General features: G+C 73.7%; 10 protein-coding genes and 1 tRNA gene. 6 read left to right on the top strand and 5 right to left on the bottom strand.

Features of this window, described 5'->3' with window-relative positions; genetic code table 11:
• Positions 1–10: 10 nt before the first annotated feature.
• From ACIPAE_RS28095 to ACIPAE_RS28080, 4 genes are all read right to left on the bottom strand, one after another.
• Positions 11–898 carry a hypothetical protein gene (locus ACIPAE_RS28095; protein ID WP_329367919.1) on the bottom strand — a complete coding sequence of 296 codons (888 nt, stop codon included), beginning with the start codon at positions 896–898 and terminating at the stop codon, positions 11–13.
• Positions 899–1253: 355 nt separating this feature from the next.
• Entirely contained in the window at positions 1254–2756 is a 1503-nt protein-coding gene (locus tag ACIPAE_RS28090; protein WP_402448840.1) for a PrsW family intramembrane metalloprotease, read from the bottom strand.
• A gap of 65 nt (positions 2757–2821) precedes the next feature.
• Positions 2822–3544: a tRNA (guanosine(46)-N7)-methyltransferase TrmB gene (gene trmB / locus ACIPAE_RS28085; protein ID WP_329374198.1), complete on the bottom strand. Its 723-nt coding sequence runs from the start codon at positions 3542–3544 to the stop codon at positions 2822–2824.
• 275 nt (positions 3545–3819) lie between these two features.
• On the bottom strand, positions 3820–5235 hold the full coding sequence (locus ACIPAE_RS28080; RefSeq protein ID WP_328465521.1) for an MFS transporter: 1416 nt from the start codon (positions 5233–5235) through the stop codon (positions 3820–3822).
• Between the two features lie 866 nt (positions 5236–6101).
• Here ACIPAE_RS28080 and ACIPAE_RS28075 point away from each other — a divergent pair.
• From ACIPAE_RS28075 to ACIPAE_RS28055, 5 genes are all read left to right on the top strand, one after another.
• Positions 6102–8417 (top strand): asparagine synthase-related protein, encoded by a 2316-nt coding sequence (locus ACIPAE_RS28075; protein WP_402448838.1) that lies wholly within the window; start codon positions 6102–6104, stop codon positions 8415–8417.
• 428 nt (positions 8418–8845) lie between these two features.
• Entirely contained in the window at positions 8846–10075 is a 1230-nt protein-coding gene (locus ACIPAE_RS28070; RefSeq protein WP_402448836.1) for a DNA polymerase III subunit delta', read from the top strand.
• Between the two features lie 455 nt (positions 10076–10530).
• Entirely contained in the window at positions 10531–11853 is a 1323-nt protein-coding gene (locus tag ACIPAE_RS28065) for a hypothetical protein (RefSeq protein ID WP_402448834.1), read from the top strand.
• 107 nt (positions 11854–11960) lie between these two features.
• Positions 11961–13559, top strand: a complete 1599-nt coding sequence (locus tag ACIPAE_RS28060) for an alpha/beta hydrolase (RefSeq protein ID WP_402448831.1) — start codon at positions 11961–11963, stop codon at positions 13557–13559.
• A 109-nt stretch (positions 13560–13668) separates the two neighbouring features.
• Positions 13669–13745 (top strand) — tRNA-Thr (locus tag ACIPAE_RS28055).
• A gap of 475 nt (positions 13746–14220) precedes the next feature.
• Here ACIPAE_RS28055 and ACIPAE_RS28050 read toward each other — a convergent pair.
• Complete coding sequence (locus tag ACIPAE_RS28050; RefSeq protein WP_402448829.1) at positions 14221–16122, bottom strand: FAD-binding monooxygenase; 1902 nt, start codon at positions 16120–16122, stop codon at positions 14221–14223.
• Between the two features lie 141 nt (positions 16123–16263).
• Between ACIPAE_RS28050 and ACIPAE_RS28045 the strand changes: the two genes are divergently transcribed.
• Positions 16264–16983 carry an IclR family transcriptional regulator gene (locus ACIPAE_RS28045; RefSeq protein WP_402448826.1) on the top strand — a complete coding sequence of 240 codons (720 nt, stop codon included), beginning with the start codon at positions 16264–16266 and terminating at the stop codon, positions 16981–16983.
• Positions 16984–17026: the final 43 nt, after the last annotated feature.

Below are 17026 nucleotides of genomic sequence, written 5' to 3'. Positions count from 1 at the left end.
CAGGCGGCCGTCATCCGTGTCCGGGCGACAGCTCGGACGGATCGAGCGCACGGGCCAGCTTGTACCCGACCTCGAAACGGCTGCCGGCGCCCAGGCGTTCCATCAGCGCGGCCATCACATCCTCCACCGCCTGCCGCTCGATGCGGAGTTTGCGGGCGATCCGGTCGTCGCCGTAGCCGCTCGTCATCAGCCGGATCACCGCCCGCTCCAACTCGCCGAGCGCGGCATGCCGCAACCCGGCGCCGGCGAGCGGCAGCGGAGTGGCGCGCTGCCAGTACGACTCGTGGATCGCGGTGAAGGAGCGGACCAGGGCCGAGCCGCGGACGCGGAGCAGTGAAGGGCCGGGCGGTTCGGACCCGTTGGGTCCGTCGGGAGCGTGGGGCGCGTCGGGGGAGCGGGAAGCGCCGGGCGCGCCGTCCAGGTCGTCCGGCCCCGCCTGGCCGTACCCGGCGCGCGGCGCGGGCCGTTCGCTCGCCGGCAGGCAGACGGTGTGCCGGTCGAAGATCAGCATGTCGTGCGCGACATGGTCGATCACCCGGACGATGACGCCCGCGTCGGACAACTCCTGGAGGAAACGGGCGCGTACGGGCTCGCCGAGCACCGCGCGCGGGTACACCGCCCGGACCCGGACACCGCGCCGGGCGAGCGCCGCGTCGGCCTCCAACCGCCATTCCAGCTCGGCCCGGTCCAGCGGCGGCGGGTCCTGGTGGAGCGTGTCCGCGGATCGCCGCACCGCGGCCGCCAGTTCGCGCAGCACCAACTCCCCGGCGTGCGGCCCGCTGAACTGGTCCACCGTGACCTGCACCCGCTCCGGCAGCCCACCGGCCCCCTGATCCGTACCTGTGCCCGCACCCGTACCTGTACCCGTGCCCGTACCTGCTCCGGTTCCCGTTCCCATGCCCATCCCTGCGCCCCCCGCCGTGTAGCCGACATACGGGGCCGCGTGCGGCTCTTGCGTCGCCACGCCCGCCGGTTGTTCGGACTTCATCGCCAGACCGACCTCCCTGGCTCGCCGCGCGCCGCGATCGGCGTCCCCCGACGCGTAGGAGCCCCCCTGGATCGAGAAACGACCCATCCGGCACAGAGTGTTACAGCAGCATCACTGGATTTCCAGGCCGAATCCGTCCAGGAAATCAATCACCTGAAAGGGTGCATCGGGGGTGAAGTGGGAGGTACGGTGCGCAACGTCATGCGACCGGCGCACCGGCCGGTCCCCTGCGCGCCCGCAGAGCCCTCAAGTACGGCCGGAGGGCCTAGAGATGCTTCGGTACGTGCCGCGCCGGCTGCGTCGGGTCGTACGGCCGCGGAGGGCCGTACGGCGGCGGTGAGTCGTACGGCGGCGGTGAGTCGTACCGGGGCGGTGAGTCGTACGGCGGGGCCGAACCGTACGCCTGCGGCGGCCCGTACGGCTGCGGAGGCTGCGGCGGCCACGTCGGGTACTGCGCGGGCGGGCCCCACTGCCCCGCGCGGGGCGGCGGAATACGCGGCGGCCACTGCGGGGTCACCGGCTGGTCCAGCGCCACCGCGTGGGCCAGGGCCGGCTGTGCCAGCGCCCTGCGGTGCCACAGGTGGGAGAGGAGTTCGGCCTCGCGTGCGGTGAAGTCGGGCTCGGGGGCGCCGCGTTCGGCGGCCGCGCGCAGGAACGCGAGGTGGGTGGCGAACGCGATGTAGTCGCGGACCGCCCGGGCGGCCTGCTCGCCCACCAGCCGCTTCGCCTCGCGCTTGGCCTCCGCGCGTATCCGCATGGTGCCCAGCGCGTTCGGCTCGCCCACCGCCAGCCAGCCCGCGGCGGCGTACGGCGGCAGGTGCCGGCGGATCGTCCGCAACTCGTTGGACCGCGACCAGAACGCCAGCCACAGCACCAGCCCGAACACCGGCACCATCACCGACACATACGTCGTCAGGAAGCCGATCGGGGACAGCTCGGAACTGCCGTTCCACGAGCCGTGCAGCACCATCGCCATCAGCCAGCCGCAGACCGGCGGCACCCATCGCCACCGCCAGCGCATCCCCGGCCGCATCGTGGCCGCCAGCGCGAAGCCGATCCCGGTCATCGACGTGAACAGCGGGTGCGCGAACGGCGTCATCAGCACCCGGACGATGAACGTGGCGACGGTGGTGCCGATCCCGTCGCCGCCCAGCGCCTTGTCCTGGTCGAAGGCGGTGCCGAGGTAGAGGATGTTCTCGGTGAAGGCGAAGCCGGTCGCGGTCAGTCCGGCGAGCACGATGCCGTCGAGCAGCGACTCGATGTGGCGGCGCCGGAAGAGGAAGAGCAGCAGCAGCGCGCTGCCCTTGGCGGTCTCCTCGACCAGCGGCGCGACGAACGTGGCCCCCCACTGGTCGGACTGCGTCTGGGTCGCGGAGAACGCCGTGGCGAGCAGCTTCGCGCCGTACTCGTTGGCGAAGATCGCCACCAGCGTGGCCGCGCACGCGCCCCAGGAGAAGGCGAAGACGATGTTCTGCCAGGGGCTGGGCGCCACGTGGTCGAACCACAGGTACGCCCAGACGATCAGCGGCACCGGCAGCAGCGCCAGGGCCATGCCCACCAGGAACGGTTCGGTGCCGATGTGGTGCCGCAGCACCGCCAGGATGACCACTCCGCACACCGCGAGCGCGGTGAACAGCGCACCCGTCCGCACCGCCCGGCTCTCCCAGAAGGCGCGCCGCGGCCCGTAGTGCACCGTGGTGGGCTCCCGTGCCGCGTCGTCCCCGGTGGGGGAGTCAGGCGCGGAAGGGTACGAAAACGTCGTCACCATGACGACAGTACGGGGGCGGGACGGCGCCGCGCGAGAGTACGGGACAACCCGGCCCCCGCACGGGCTCAGGTACGGACGAACAGCAGGTCGTGCACCACGTGGCCCTTCGCCAGCCCGGTCCGTTCGAACTTCGTCATCGGCCGGAACTCCGGGCGCGGCGCGAACCCGTCGCCGTGCCGGTTCGCCAGACCCGGTGCGGCGGTCAGCACCTCCAGCATCTGGTCGGCGTACGGCTCCCAGTCGGTGGCGCAGTGCACCACCGCGCCGGGCCGCAGCAGCGGGGTGACCAGGGCCAGGAACTCCGGCTGGATCAGTCGCCGTTTGTGGTGCTTGGCCTTCGGCCACGGGTCGGGGAAGTAGACCCGCAGCCCGTCCAGCGAGGCGGGCGGCAGCATGTCGCGCAGCAGCACGATCGCGTCGCCGTTGGCCACCCGTATGTTCGTCAGCCCGCCGCGGTCGGCGAGGGCGAGCAGGTTGCCCTGGCCGGGGGTGTGCACGTCGACCGCGAGGATGCCGGTCGCGGGATCGGCGGCGGCCATCGCGGCGGTCGCGTCGCCCATGCCGAAGCCGATCTCGACGACGACCGGGAGGCGGGCGCCGCCGGCGGCGGGGAACAGCCCGGCCGGGTCCAGCGGGGAGCCGTCCAGCTCCACGCCCCAGCGCGCCCAGTGCCGGTCGATCGCCGCCGCCTGCGCCTTGGTGAGCCGACCGCGCCGCGCGTGGAAGCTGCGGATGCGGTGCTCGCCGCGCGACCCGGCCGGATCGGGCGCGGGCCCGGACGGGAACATCACGGCGGGGGCGGGGGCGGGTGCGGGGGTGGAGGACGGCGTCGACACAATGCCGTCGATTCTACGGGGGCCGCGCGGGGCGGCGGGGCGACGCGGGGCGGGCGGGACGCGGGAGTAACGCAGGTCACGCGGGTGGAGCGGGTGACGCGGGTCACCGTGCGGTGCGGGCACCCGTACCGCCGGCACCGAATCCGGCACCGGCACCCGGCTCTCGTACCGGCGCGCCCGTACCCGTGTCGGCACCGCCGCTCCGCCGCTGAGCGCCGCCCTGCCTCCTACGCAGGGGCCGCCAGCAGGGGGCGGGCGCGCTCGCGCAGATCGAGCACCTGGGGGTCGTCGTTGTACGGCTCCAAGCGGTGCAGGAGGTCGCGGACGTACTCCGTGGTGCGGGCGGAGGAGATCCGGCCCGCCACCTCGACCGCCTTGACGCCGGCGGCGCAGCACGCGTCGAGGTTGCCCGACTCCAGCTCCGCGACCGCGGAGACCACCAGCCGCAGGCCGTGCGAGCGGACGAACTCCTCGGTGGGCTGGGCCAGGGCCTGCTCGGTGAACCGCTGGACCTGGCGCGGCAGGCGCAGATCGCGGTAGCACTCGGCGGCGTCGGCGGCGAGCCGGTCGTAGGAGTAGAAGCCGAGCCAGCTCGGGTCGGCGTCGCCGGCGCGGGCGCGCTCCAGCAGCGCCTCGGCCGCGGACAGGGCGGCGCCGCACGCGGCGGCCTCGCCTGCCTTGGCGTGCGCGCGGGCCTCCACGAGGTGGAAGAAGCTCATGGTGCGGGCGGTGGCCAGGCCGCGGTTGCGCTCCAGGGCGGCCTGGGCGAGGTCGACGCCCTCGTCGGAGAAGTTGCGGTAGGTGGCCTGGAGTGACATCGACGCCAGGACGTAGCCGCCGAGCGGGACGTCGGCGGCGGCGCGGGCCAGCCGCAGCGCCTGGATGTAGTAGCGCTGCGCGGCCTCCTGTTGGCCGGTGTCGAAGGCCATCCAGCCTGCCAGCCGGGTGAGTTCGGCGGTGGCGCCGAACAGCGCGCGGCCGACGTCGTCGCTGTAGGAGCCGAGCAGCAGGGGCGCGGCCTCGACCCGCAGGCACTCCGGCACCATGCCCGAACGCCAGTCGCCCCCGCCGTACTTGGAGTCCCAGCGGCGCGCGTCGTCGGCGGCCTCGCGGAGTTTGGTGACGTCGGTGTGGCCGACGTGGGCCATGCCCGGGGCGGGGGCGTCGCGGGCCACGGTGGCGTCGGCCGGGGTGATCAGCCAGCGGGAGGCGGGAGTGACGTAAGCGCTCACTGCGAAAGAACCGGCCAAGCTCTGCCAGATGCCGCTGCCGCCGGGGCCGCGGCGCCCGGCGAGATCCAGTCGCCACAGATCGGTGGCCGATTTCACCGCCTCGCCGACGTCGCGCGGGAAGGCGAGGCCGACCTCGGGCGCGGGGTCGGCGTCGGCCAGACCTATCTCGTGCAACGGCACGGGCCGGCCGAGCTTGCTGCCGATGGCGGCGGCTATCAGATGCGGCGCCGCGCCCTGCGGCACCATGCCCTTGGTGACCCAGCGGGCCACCGATGTCTTGTCATAACGCAGCGTCAGACCGCGTTGCGCGCCGAGGTCGTTGACCCGGCGGGCGAGTCCGGCGTTGCTGATGCCCGCCATGGCGAGAAGGGTGCCGAGCTTCTCGTTCGGCCCGCGGTGTTCTCTGTTCACTGCGGTTCACCTCGTGATGCCGCTGGGGGCAGGCCGGCCCGGCCTGGTGATGTCATGGGGTACGGGGTTCACCCTCCCCTGGAGCCCGATTCGGCCACCGCGGAAGCCGCGGTGCGGCCGGTACGGTGCGTGTGCCGGGCACCCGAGCCGCGCGTACGTGTGCGAACCGGGTACACCCAGCGTAGTTCGCCGCATCCCGACCGTTAAGAGGCTCGTGCCGGATGGCCGGAAACGGACGGGTGCCCTCGGGCGCCCGGCGTGCGATGCGCGCACGATCCGGCGTGTGCTCCCGGTATATGTGGCCGTGCGCCCGGCCGTGCGCTCTGTGCCGTGCTGTGCCGTTGGGCTTGCATGGTGCCATGGGTCGGCCCGTGGACCCCGGCAGGCGGCTATGCCGGGGTGGAGCGGGCCACGGGGTTCCGCTGCCACAATCCCCGCGGGTGGCGGACCGGCCCGGGCGGCGTCCGAACGCCTCCCGGGCCGTTGACCCCGTGGCCGATTCTGTAAAGGTGATTCCCGGGCGGGTGGCCGCTCCGGGACACGTTCCGTGACCGTCACCGATCACCGCAGGCGACCTGCCCGGCGCTGTCGAGGCATATCAACTGCGGCATGTGCCGCGGACTTTGGCGCGAACCAGACGTTTCGCCGCCGGCCCGCCGCCGGTTGACGCGCGGGTCGGTTCGGGCGGGTTTCGCCCCCCGGCCGAGCGTGCGACCCGGCCTGCCTTGGTGCACCCATGCGCCTCCTTGCGCGTCTCCACGTGGCAGCATGGTCTTTCGGACGTCAGACGTGGCGGCCCGGCGGGGCGAGCAGCGGGAGCAGCGGAGCCGAGCCGTGCCGGCTGTCCACAGCCTGTGGAGGCGGCGATGCGGTGGTTGGTGGGGTGGAGCAGTGCCACTGCGGGTCCGTTGCCCGGCGCGCGGTCCCGCGCACTCCAGCCCGTCGGCGCGCAACTCCTGTGGGGTGACCCCGATCCGCTGTGGGCGGTGGGGGATTGGCGCCCCGACGAGGTGCGGGTCGTGCACGCCGACGCCAACGCCCGTGCCAGGGCCAATGGTTCGGCGGGATACGGCGCCGGCGCCGCGTACGGCGGCGGCTACGGGGACGCGAACGGCCACGGCGGCGCCGACTCCTACGGCGGCGCGGGCGCGTACGGCGCGGCCTCGTACGGGAGTTCGCAGGGCGTGGCCCGGCTGGCCGTGCTCGGGCGGTGCGGGGCCACCGACGCGCAGTTGCGGCTCGGCCTGGTCGCGGCCCGCGGCGGCGCGCTGCGGCATGTCACCGCGTGGCCCGGCAGCTACACCGCGGTGCTCCAACTCGGCCGCCGGATTACGGTGCTGGGCGATCTGGCCGGCGCGCTGCCGGTCTTCCACACCCGCTGGCGGCACGGCACCGCGTACGCCACCGCGGCACTCCCGCTCGCCGACCTGATCGAGGCGGGGCTCGACGTCACCCACCTCGCGGCCACCCTCGCCTGCCCGGACGCGCCCGAGGCCCTGCTCGACGGCACGCCGTACCTGGGGGTGCGCCGGGTGCCGCCGGGCCACGCGCTGATCCTTCGCGACGGCGCACCCGAGATCACCGGTTACGAGCCCACCGCGTCGCTGGCCGTCGGCCACCAACCGGCCAGCACCGCAGACGGGTTGGCCGCCGTGGAGGGCGTACGCGACGCGCTCCTCGACGCGGTACGGGTCCGGCTGGCGCAGCCGCGCTTCGTGCCCGACGGCGCGTTGGACGGGGCCGGGCCGGCGCCCGGGATCGGCGCGGACCTTTCCGGTGGCATCGCGTCCTCCACGCTGGCGCTGCTCGCGGCCGGCCTGCCCGGCATGCCCGGCACGCTGCCCGGCGCGCCCGGGTCGCTCGCCGGGGAGCGGCTGCTCGCGGTCACCTTCAACGACCTCGTCGGCGGGCTCGGCGGCGCGGACGGCGCGCACGGCTCGGCGGCTGAACTCTCCGAACTCGAACGGGCCCGGGAGATGGCCGCCGACCCCCGGCTGCGGCACATCGTGGTGCCCGGCGGCCCCGAGGCGCTGCCCTACGCCGACCTCGTCTCCGGCTGGTCCGAGGGCTCCGGCGGGCTCGGCGCGCTCACCGACGAGCCCGGGCCCGCGCTGGTCAGCGCCGAACGCCACCGGCGACGGCTGGCTGCGGGCGGCGCCGACCACCTGATCGGCTACGGCGCCCGGCAGGTGCTCGACGCCCATCCGGCGCGGCTGGCCGACCTGTTGATGGACCGGCGCCGCCGCCACCTGCTGCGACCGGTGGCCGCGCTCACCCGGGCGGACGGCGGCGGCACCCTCACCGGGTCGCTCACCTCCGTGACCGTGCCGCTCACCGTCTACCGCGCCGCGCGCCGGCTGGCACGTACGCCGTACCGGCAGGGCGTCGAGGACGTCGCGTCCGCGCTGCTGCGGCGGGACTTCGGGCTCGGCGGACCGGACGGTCCCGGCGGCGGCGCGCTCACCGCGTCGCTGGCCGCGATGGTGTGGGTGCGCTCCGGCCCGGCGGCGCGCTGGCTGACCGGGGAAGCGCTGGCCGAAGTATCGGTTCGCCTTCAGGACGCGGCACACCGGCCCTGGCCGCTGGAACGGCCCGGCGAACGGCGCGCCCGCGCCGCCCTGGCCCGGCACGCCGCGGACTACCGGGTGCTGGAGCAGGCCGCGACCGTACCGAGCCAGCGGCTGCACGCGCCGTTCCTCGACAACCAGGTGGTGCGCGCCTGCCAGGCCCTGCCGAGCGCGTTGCGGGTCCGGCCGGGGGCGCGCGCGGAGGTGCTGCGGGTGGCGCTGTCCGGCGCCGGAGTGCACGGGCTGCCGCCGGGCTGGGGCAGCGGGTCGCCGGCGGCCGCGGGGTCGTCCGCCGCCCGGATCGGGCTGCGCAGCGCGCTCGACCCGCTGCTGGACCTCTTCGAGGCGCCGCTGCTCGCGGACGCGGGGCTGGTCGACGCGCGGGTGCTGCGCGGGGCGTTCCGCGCGGCGGCCTCGGCGGCAGCGGGCTCCGGCGGGGCTTCGGGCGGCGCCGCGGGCAGCGGTGAGGTGCTCGCGCTGGAAGGGCTCGGCGAGATCGTGGCCACCGAGCTGTGGCTGCGCCGGCTGCTCGGGCGCCGCGGCTCGTGCTGGACGGGGACGGACGCGCCAGAACAGCGCGCGCTGGCCGGGGGAGTGCAGCGGCTCACCCTGTGAGGAGGGCGCCGGGGGCGGTGCGTCGCGGTGGGCGGTCGCCTGGGGCGCGGGGGCGAGCGGGGTGCCCGGGCGGGCGTGAACGGGACGGCGGGTGTCGGGGGCGGTGCGTGGCGGTGGGCGGTCGCCTGGGGCGCGGCGGCGAGCGGGGTGCCCGGGCGGGCGTGAACGGGACGACCGGTGTCGGGGACGGGACGACCGGGACGTAGCCCTGGCGGAAGCCCGGCGAGGGCCCGGCGAGGGCCCGGCGAGGGCCGGCTGAAGCCCGGCGAGGTGGCCCGAGTGTCCTGGGTGTCCCGCAGAATGGGGGAGCGGGTGCGCCGGGTACGGCAGCGGCTCGCGGCAGAGGTACCGCGGTGGTACCCGGAAGACCAGGACACGAGCAGACGCCGGCCGGGCGGATGCCGGACGTGAGGCGAGGTGCGGGCGCGATGGCCGTGTGGGACGACGTGGTGGGGCAGCCGGCCGTGGTGGCCGAACTGGCCTCGGCCGCCCAGGCCGCGGGCGCGCTCGTGACGCCTGACCACGGCGCCGAACAACCGCCCGGCGCCCCCGCGGCCAACGCCTCCCGGATGACGCACGCCTGGCTCTTCACCGGCCCGCCCGGGTCGGGCCGCGCCACCGCGGCGAAGGCGTTCGCGGCGGCGCTCCAGTGCGTCAGCCCGGACCGGAAGCTGGGCGCGCCCCCCGGCTGCGGCTTCTGCGACGGCTGCCACACCGCCTTGATCGGCACCCACGCCGACGTGGAGACCGTCCGCACCGACCTGCTCAGCATCGGCGTCAAGGACACCCGCGACCTGGTCCGCCGCGCCTCGCTCTCCCCGGCCGGCGGCCGCTGGCAGGTGATCGTCCTGGAGGACGCCGACCGGCTCACCGAGGGCGCCGCCAACGTGCTGCTCAAGGCGATCGAGGAGCCCGCCCCCCGTACGGTGTGGCTGCTGTGCGCGCCGTCCGTGGAGGACGCGCTGCCCACGATCCGCTCCCGCTGCCGGCTGCTGACGCTGCGCACCCCCTCCCCGGAGGCGGTCGCCGACGTCCTCACCCGCAGGGACGGCATCGACCCCGACCTGGCCGCCCGCGTCGCCCGCTCCACCCAGGGCCACATCGACCGGGCCCGCCGGCTGGCCACCGACGAGTCCGCCCGCGCCCGCCGCGCGAACGTCCTGCGCCTGCCGCTGCGCGTCGCCGACATCGGCGGCTGCCTGCGCGCCGCACAGGAACTCGTGGACGCCGCCGGCGAGGACGCCAAGGCCGTCGCGGAAGAGGTCGACGCCAAGGAGACCGAGGAACTGCGCGCCGCCCTGGGCGCCGCGTCCGGCACCGGCGGGCGGATGCCGCGCGGCACCGCCGGAGTGATGAAGGACCTCGCCGACCGCCAGAAGCGCCGTGCCACCCGCACCCAGCGCGACACCCTCGACCTCGCGCTGACCGACCTCGCCGGCTTCTACCGCGACGTCCTCAACCTCCAACTCGGCGGCTCCCCCGACCGCGTCGCCAACATCGACCTCCTCGACGGCATCGAGCAGATCGCCGCCTCCTCCCGGCCCGAGCACAGCCTGCGCCGCATTGACGCGGTGCTCGCCTGCCGCGAGGCCCTCGACCGCAACGTGGCGCCGTTGCTCGCCGTCGAGGCCATGACCCTCGCTCTCCGCGCCGGCTGACCCGCGCACCCGTTCGCGCCCGGGTACGGCGTCGGGTGCGGGTGTGGCGACGGCGGTGGGCGCCGTGCGAGTCGTGCGTGCCGTGGAGGTCGCCCGGACGCCGCCGCCACGCATGCCCGGGGTCCCACGGGGCACGGCTCGGCGGTGCCCGGACGTCACGGGTCCCGCCTGCCACGCCCCTGCCCGTACGGCGAGCCCGAACCCGAGCCCGAACCCTGAGCCCGAGCCGGCGCCTGGGGCACCCGGGCACCATCAGTCCCGCTCCCGCCCCTGCTCCCGTACGAGCCCGGACCCCACCCGTCGCACCCCGCCCCCTGTGCTGCCTTCGGGTGATCACGAGGCCCGGGCGCACCCGGGTCCCGCCCGGCGGGCGCCCGCGGATGCAAGGTGCAGGCAGCGTCCCCGCCGCTCGCCGTGTCCCCGCGGGGCCGCAGCCGTCCCGAAGGGGCTCCGCCGTGGCCGACGCCGTACTCGTCCTCCTCCTGCTGGCTGCCCTCGGCGCGACCGCGCTGCTGGCGGTACGGGCCCTGCGGCACTGGTACGGCGAGCGCGCCGGGCGGGTGTACGAACTGCCCGTCGACCATCGCGGCACCCTGCTGCGCGCGGGCGCCTCGGGCGTGGCCGCGCTGTTCGCCGCGACCGTCGCCGTGCCGCTCGTGCACGATGCCGCGGCCGGCCCGGTCCGTACCCGCGCCGTGGCCGCGCGCGAGCCCGACGTCATGCCGTCGCCGCCCGCCCGCACTCCCGAGCCCGCACCGCCGCCGCCGGAACTGCGCGTCCTCGGCCACCCTGCGGGCGGCACTCTGCAGGAACTGCGCGACGGCACCCGCGTATGGCTGCCGCGCCACTACACGACCCCGTCCGCGTCCGGCGTCGCCTATCCCGTCGTCATCGTCCGCACCTCCTCCGCCGGCTCCTCCGCCGCTTCTGGCCTGTATTCCGCGTTCGCCGGACAGGCGAACCGCGGCCGCGCCAACTCCTTCCTGCTCGTCGCTCCGCCCCGGTGCGCCGCCGACTCCGCGGCCGTGCTCACCGAGGTGGCCGCCCGCTACCGGACCCTGACCGCCCGCACCGCGCACGGTGTGATCGGGATCGGCTCGCAGGCACCCTGCGCCGTCCGCGAGGCGCTGTCCCACCCGGACCGCTACGCGGCCGCCGTCGGCATCTCCGGCGACTACCCGGCCATGACCCGCCCGACCGGCCGCTATCCCTCCCTCCTGCTCGCCTCTACCACCGCGCAGGCCGGCCAACGGGCCTCCGCGGTACGGCTGCGGACCTCGCTCCGGCCGACCGGCGACCAGGTCAGGCTGCTCGACGGGGTGCCCCGTGCGAAGGACCTGCCGGCCCAGGTCGCCGCGTATCTCACCGAGAAGCTGGACGGCCCGGCCCGCACCCCGACGGCGAGCCTCACCCCGACGCCCGGGTCGCCGTTCGCACCGACCGTCACCGCCACGCCGACCGGTACGTCAACCGCCACGCCGACCGGCACCGCGCACACCAAGCCCCCGCGCGCACCCCACTCCGCGTCCGCACCCACCTCCAGGGCACCCGCCGCCCACACACCGGCACCCGCGCGCAAACCCGCCACCGCACCCGTATCCACATCCGCACCCGTATCCACATCCGCACCCGTATCCACATCCGCGCCGGTCACCGCACCCAGACCCGCGCCCGCACCCACCTCCGCGGCCCGGCGAACCCCGCCGACACCACCGCGAACCCCTTCACCCCGCGCCCACACCTCCACGATGCCCAGCCACCCCCACGTCACACCCTGAAACCACCCGTAAAACCCGGAATCACTCAAAAGGCGACAGGGTTGGCGAACCTCGACGGCTTCCGCCGGATACGCTCGCCTCACCCAACGGGAGGACCTGAGCCGCTGATGCCCGCCGCCACGCACCCCACGCGCCTGCTCCGCATCCCCGCCACCGTGATCGCGGTGACCGGACTGCTGCTGACCGCATGCTCGGGAGGGAGCGGCCACAAGGCGGCCGCGGCCTCCTCGCCGGCGCCCTCCGCGTCGTCGTCGGTGGCCGGCTCGTCCGCGCCCTCCGCGTCGAGTACCTCCTCCGCGGACCTGTCGTCGTACTACAAGCAGAAGATCAGCTGGCACAGTTGCGGCGTGCCCGGGTTCGACTGCGGCACTCTGAAGGTCCCGCTGGACTACGCCCACCCCGTGGCGGCCGACGACCTCAAGCTCGCCGTCGCCCGGAAGAAGGCCACCGGCAAGGGCAAGAAGCTCGGCTCCCTCCTGGTCAACCCCGGCGGCCCCGGCGGCTCCGCGATCGACTACCTCCAGTACGCGGCCCTCGGCTACCCCTCCGCCGTCACCTCGCGGTACGACATGGTCGGGGTCGACCCGCGCGGCGTCGCCCGCAGCGAACCCGTGGAGTGCCTGAGCGACAAGCAGATGGACGCCTTCACCGCCGTCGACACCACCCCCGACGACCGCGCCGAGATCAACGCCCTCACCACCGCCGACCGCGGCTTCGACTCGGCCTGCAACCGCCGCTCCGGCAAGCTGCTCGGCCACGTCTCCACCGTCGACTCCGCCCGCGACATGGACGTCCTGCGCGCCGTCCTCGGCGACCCGAAGCTCAACTACGTCGGCAAGTCGTACGGCACCTTCCTCGGCGCCACCTACGCCGGGCTGTTCCCCAAGAACGTGGGCCACGTCGTGCTCGACGGAGCGATGGACCCCTCCATCAGCGCGCTGGAAAGCAGCCGTACCCAGGCCGGCGGCTTCGAGGTCGCCTTCGACGCCTTCGCCAAGGACTGCGTCGCCCGCGCCGGCTGCGCGCTCGGCACCACCTCCGTCGCCGACGCCGGCAAGCGCCTCACCGCCCTCTTCAAGTCCCTCGACGCCCACCCCTTGAAGACCAGCGACGCGGCCCGCCCGCTCACCGAGGCCCTGGGCACCACCGGTGTGATCTCCGCGATGTACGACCAGTCCGCCTGGCCGAGCCTGCGCAGCGCCCTCGCCGACGCGACCAAGGGCCAGGGCGAGGCCCTCCTCCAGCTCTCCGACAGCTACTACGAGCGCGACGACTCCGGCAAGTACAGCAACCTCATGTACGCCAACGCCGCGGTCAACTGCCTCGACCTGCCCCCGGCGTTCAAGTCCCCCGCCGACGTCGAGAAGGCCCTGCCCTCCTTCCGCAAGGCGTCGCCCCTCTTCGGCACCACCCTCGCCTGGTCCTCCCTCGGCTGCGCCTACTGGCCGGTCCCCGCGACCGGGCGCCCCGCGAAGATCGCCGCGGACGGGGCCGGCCCGATCCTCGTCGTCGGCACCACCCGCGACCCCGCCACCCCCTACGCCTGGGCCCAGTCGCTGGCCGCCCAGCTCAGCTCCGGCCACCTCCTCACCTACAACGGCGACGGCCACACCGCCTACGCCCGCGGGTCCTCCTGCATCGACTCCGCCGTCAACGCCTACCTGCTGGCGGGCACCGTCCCCCCCGCCCACAAGAAGTGCTCCTGACCAGCCCCTCCCCATGATCCCCCCACGGTCCCGAGCACCCTCCTCAACCCTGTAGACTTTCCCCCGCTGCTGCTGACACCCTTGTGCCCAGCAGCACACCCCGCAGCAAGCCGCCTTAGCTCAGTTGGCCAGAGCAACGCACTCGTAATGCGTAGGTCTCGGGTTCGAATCCCGAAGGCGGCTCCACGAAACCCCAGGTCACATAGCCCGTGACCTGGGATTTTGCTTTTCTCCCGGGGTTGGTCGGTTCGTCAGTTCAGCCGGACCCGCCCGCAGAAGCCAAGGGGAGCGCAAGGGGAGCGCATGTGGACAGGCGAAGGGCAACGGGCCGTTCCCGGGGAGCGGGCGGCGCGGGCGGCGGAAGCTCGGCGGGGACCTGCTGGCGCGGTGGTCCCGTGACAGCCGCAGAAGCTTGCGGCCGGTCGTCGGATGAACCCGGGGCGCGGACGGCCTTCGTGCGGAGCGTTGCCTCGCGCCTGCCGACTTGTGGCATCCCCACAACAGGCAACCCGCTGCGGCGTTGCCCGACTCTACGATTCCGCGCATTCGGAGTGCCGGTACAGGGGAGTTGGAACGCCGGTACTGACCTGTGAGGTTGGGGACCCTCCAGCCCTCGGTGACCTTGCTGTTCTTCGCCAAGGTGGAACGTCGTGAGCCGGTGTCAGGCGCGGCTGTGCGCCGTCGCCGGCAGCATGGACTGCGCGAAGAACGCCGTGAGTTCCCCGGTCGCCGACAGCGGCAGCACGTGCGCGACGTACTGGTCGGGGCGCACGACGACGACGGCGCCTTGGCCGCGGTCGATACCGCGCAGGTCGAATATGTCGTGCTCCGGGTCGACGGCGTAGACCTTCTCGTAGTCGATGAGGTCGAACGGCCCGGTCCGCGGGAGGAACAGCTCCGGCACGCCGGTAAGGTCGACGAGGTCGTGCGTCTGCTGGAAGATCACCTTGACGTCGAAAACACTTGCCAGCTCGCTGCCCTCCGGCGTGAAGCGCACCACGGGGGAGTCGGGCGACGTCGCCATCCACTCCGCCCAGGCCTTCACCGCCGTGCCGGCGCCGGTCTCCGCGGGCGTGAAGGCGTACACGCGCCAGCGGCCGTCGGCCCGGTGGTGGTGGCCGAGGTGCATCGGGTTCGCGTCGGCGACACGCACGACGGGTGCCGACTTGAAGCGCTTGCCGATCGGGAACCCGGTGGCGAGGGCCTGGTGGGTCGCCTCGCCGGTCAGTATCGAGGGCTGGTACTGCGTCACGAAGCCTGCGGGGAACTCCGCGGTCGCCATGTAGAAGGCGCCGAGTTCGGCGGGGTCGAGTTCGTCCGGCGTCTTCGTCATCATCTCCGCCCACTCCTTGTCGAAGTCGATGAGGTGCCGGGCGATCTCCTGGCGCTCGCCCGAGTAGGTGTCGAGCAGCGATTCAGGGCTGCGGCCTTCGAGCACCTGGCCGAGTTTCCAGGCGAGGTTGAACCCGTCCTGCATCGACACGTTCATGCCCTGTCCGGCCTTCGCGCTGTGTGTGTGGCACGCGTCGCCGGCGATGAACACACGCGGTGAACGCCTCCCGGTGAGTTCCGCGGGGACGTCGTCGAACTTGTCAGTGAGGCGGTGTGCGACCTCGTACACGCTGGACCAGGAGACCTTGCGCACGTCGAGCGTGTACGGGTGCATGATCGTGTTCGCCCGGGCGATCGCCTCCTCGACGCTGGTCGAGCGGACGGCGCCGTTGTCGTCCTCGTCGACCTCGCCGAGGTCGACGTACATCCGATACAGGAATCCGCCTTCGCGCGGGATGAGCAGGACGCTGCCGTGTGCGGACTGGATGGCGCACTTGGTGCGGATGTCGGGGAAGTCGGTGACGGTCAGCGCGTCCATCACGGCCCACGCGTGCAGTGCCTCGTCTCCGACGAGTCTGCGGCCGATGGACTCGCGTACAGCGCTGCGCGCGCCGTCGCAGCCGACCACGTACTTGGCATGGACGGTCCGCTCCTTGCCGGCGTCGTCGCCGGCGGTGCGGCGCAGCGTGACGGTGACGGGGAACTCTCCCTTTTCGGCGATCTCGACCCCGACGTACTCCCACCCGTAGTCGGGGGTGATCCGTGCCGGTCCGTTGGCCGCGAACTCGGCGAAGTAGTCCAGTACGCGGGACTGGTTGACGATCATGTGCGGGAACTCGCTGATCCCGTGCGGGTCGTCGTCTGTGCGCTGGGTGCGGACGATCCTCGACGGGTCATCGGGGTCCGGGGCCCAGAAGTTCATGGCTTTGAGCTGGAACGCCTCGCTGATGATCCGCCCGGCGAAGCCGAACGCCTGGAAGGTCTCGTTGCTGCGTGCCTGGATGCCGTCGGCTTGGCCGATTTCGAGGCGCCCGGCGCGCCGCTCGACCAGCCGGGTGGCGATGCCCGGATACATGGAGAGCTGTGCCGCGACGATCATCCCAGCGGGTCCGGCGCCGACGATGAGCACGTCGAGCTCGTCAGGCAGCTCCTCCGGCCGGTCGAGGCCGGTCCCGGCGGCGGGCAGCCGCCGGGGGTCGCCGGTGACGTAGCCATGGTGGTGGAACTGCATGGGAACCCTCCAGGACATCGGTGTCTGTGATGGCCGTGCGACAGTCACGGCGACGGCGACTGTTCTTTAATAGAACGCTGTGATCTAATACTGATTGCCAGATCGTATGTGATGTTCGATAGGACGACAAGGAGTCTGCTCGTGAACGACGACTCGGCCACGGAGTCGCAGGGCCCCGCGTCGCAGACGCTCAGCCGGGGGATACGGATACTCGAGGCGCTCGCCGACGCGCGCGAGCCGCTGACTGTCGACGGGCTCGCCGGGCACCTCGGGGTGCACCGTTCGATCGCCTATCGCCTCGTACGGACGCTCGAATACCACGGTCTCGTCAATCGGGACCAGGCCGGACGAGCGTCCCTCGGCCCCCGTATGGCCGCGCTCGCGGCCGCGGTCTCCCACGACCTGCAGACCGAAGCGCTCCCCGAACTCACCGCCGTGGCAAACGAGTTCGGCATGACCTGCTTCCTCGCGGTCCAGGACGGCACCGAGTGCTTCACCTTGGTCAGCGTCGAACCTCGCCACGCCGTCGCGTCCGTCGTCCAGCGGCCGGGCGCACGCCACCCCGTCTCCGTGGGCGCTCCGGGCAAGGCGATCCTGTCCCTCCTGGCCGATGAGGACTGGCCGCCCGAGGCATCACCGAAGCTGCGCGCCGAGGTCGCCGAGGCCGCGGCGAGGGGCTACGCCACGAGCCACGACGAGGTCATTCCCAGCGTGCAGTCAGTGGCGGTACCGCTGAGCATTCGGGGCCGCCGACCTGCCGCCGTGGCGGTCGTGCACGTGGGCACCACGCATGGGAACGCCTCGGTCGGGGCCCGCCTGCAGCGGTCGGCGGCGACGATCCGGGCCGCGCTGGGCGGCTGAGACAGACCGGCAAGGGCACCGGCGTTCAGCTGTCGTCCGAGTC

Source organism: Streptomyces sp. NPDC087270, assembly GCF_044744625.1.
Classification (GTDB): domain Bacteria; phylum Actinomycetota; class Actinomycetes; order Streptomycetales; family Streptomycetaceae; genus Actinacidiphila.
This window is presented reverse-complemented; position numbering and strand designations above follow the sequence as displayed.

What these genes read in the sequence shown, in the direction of transcription:
- ACIPAE_RS28095 (WP_329367919.1), bottom strand. Translation starts at nt 898, where the DNA reads ATGGGAACGGGAACCGGAGCAGGTACGGGCACGGGTACAGGTACGGGT.
- ACIPAE_RS28090 (WP_402448840.1), bottom strand. Translation starts at nt 2,756, where the DNA reads ATGGTGACGACGTTTTCGTACCCTTCCGCGCCTGACTCCCCCACCGGG.
- trmB (WP_329374198.1), bottom strand. Translation starts at nt 3,544, where the DNA reads ATGTTCCCGTCCGGGCCCGCGCCCGATCCGGCCGGGTCGCGCGGCGAG.
- ACIPAE_RS28075 (WP_402448838.1), top strand. Translation starts at nt 6,102, where the DNA reads ATGCGGTGGTTGGTGGGGTGGAGCAGTGCCACTGCGGGTCCGTTGCCC.
- ACIPAE_RS28070 (WP_402448836.1), top strand. Translation starts at nt 8,846, where the DNA reads ATGGCCGTGTGGGACGACGTGGTGGGGCAGCCGGCCGTGGTGGCCGAA.
- ACIPAE_RS28060 (WP_402448831.1), top strand. Translation starts at nt 11,961, where the DNA reads ATGCCCGCCGCCACGCACCCCACGCGCCTGCTCCGCATCCCCGCCACC.
- ACIPAE_RS28050 (WP_402448829.1), bottom strand. Translation starts at nt 16,122, where the DNA reads ATGCAGTTCCACCACCATGGCTACGTCACCGGCGACCCCCGGCGGCTG.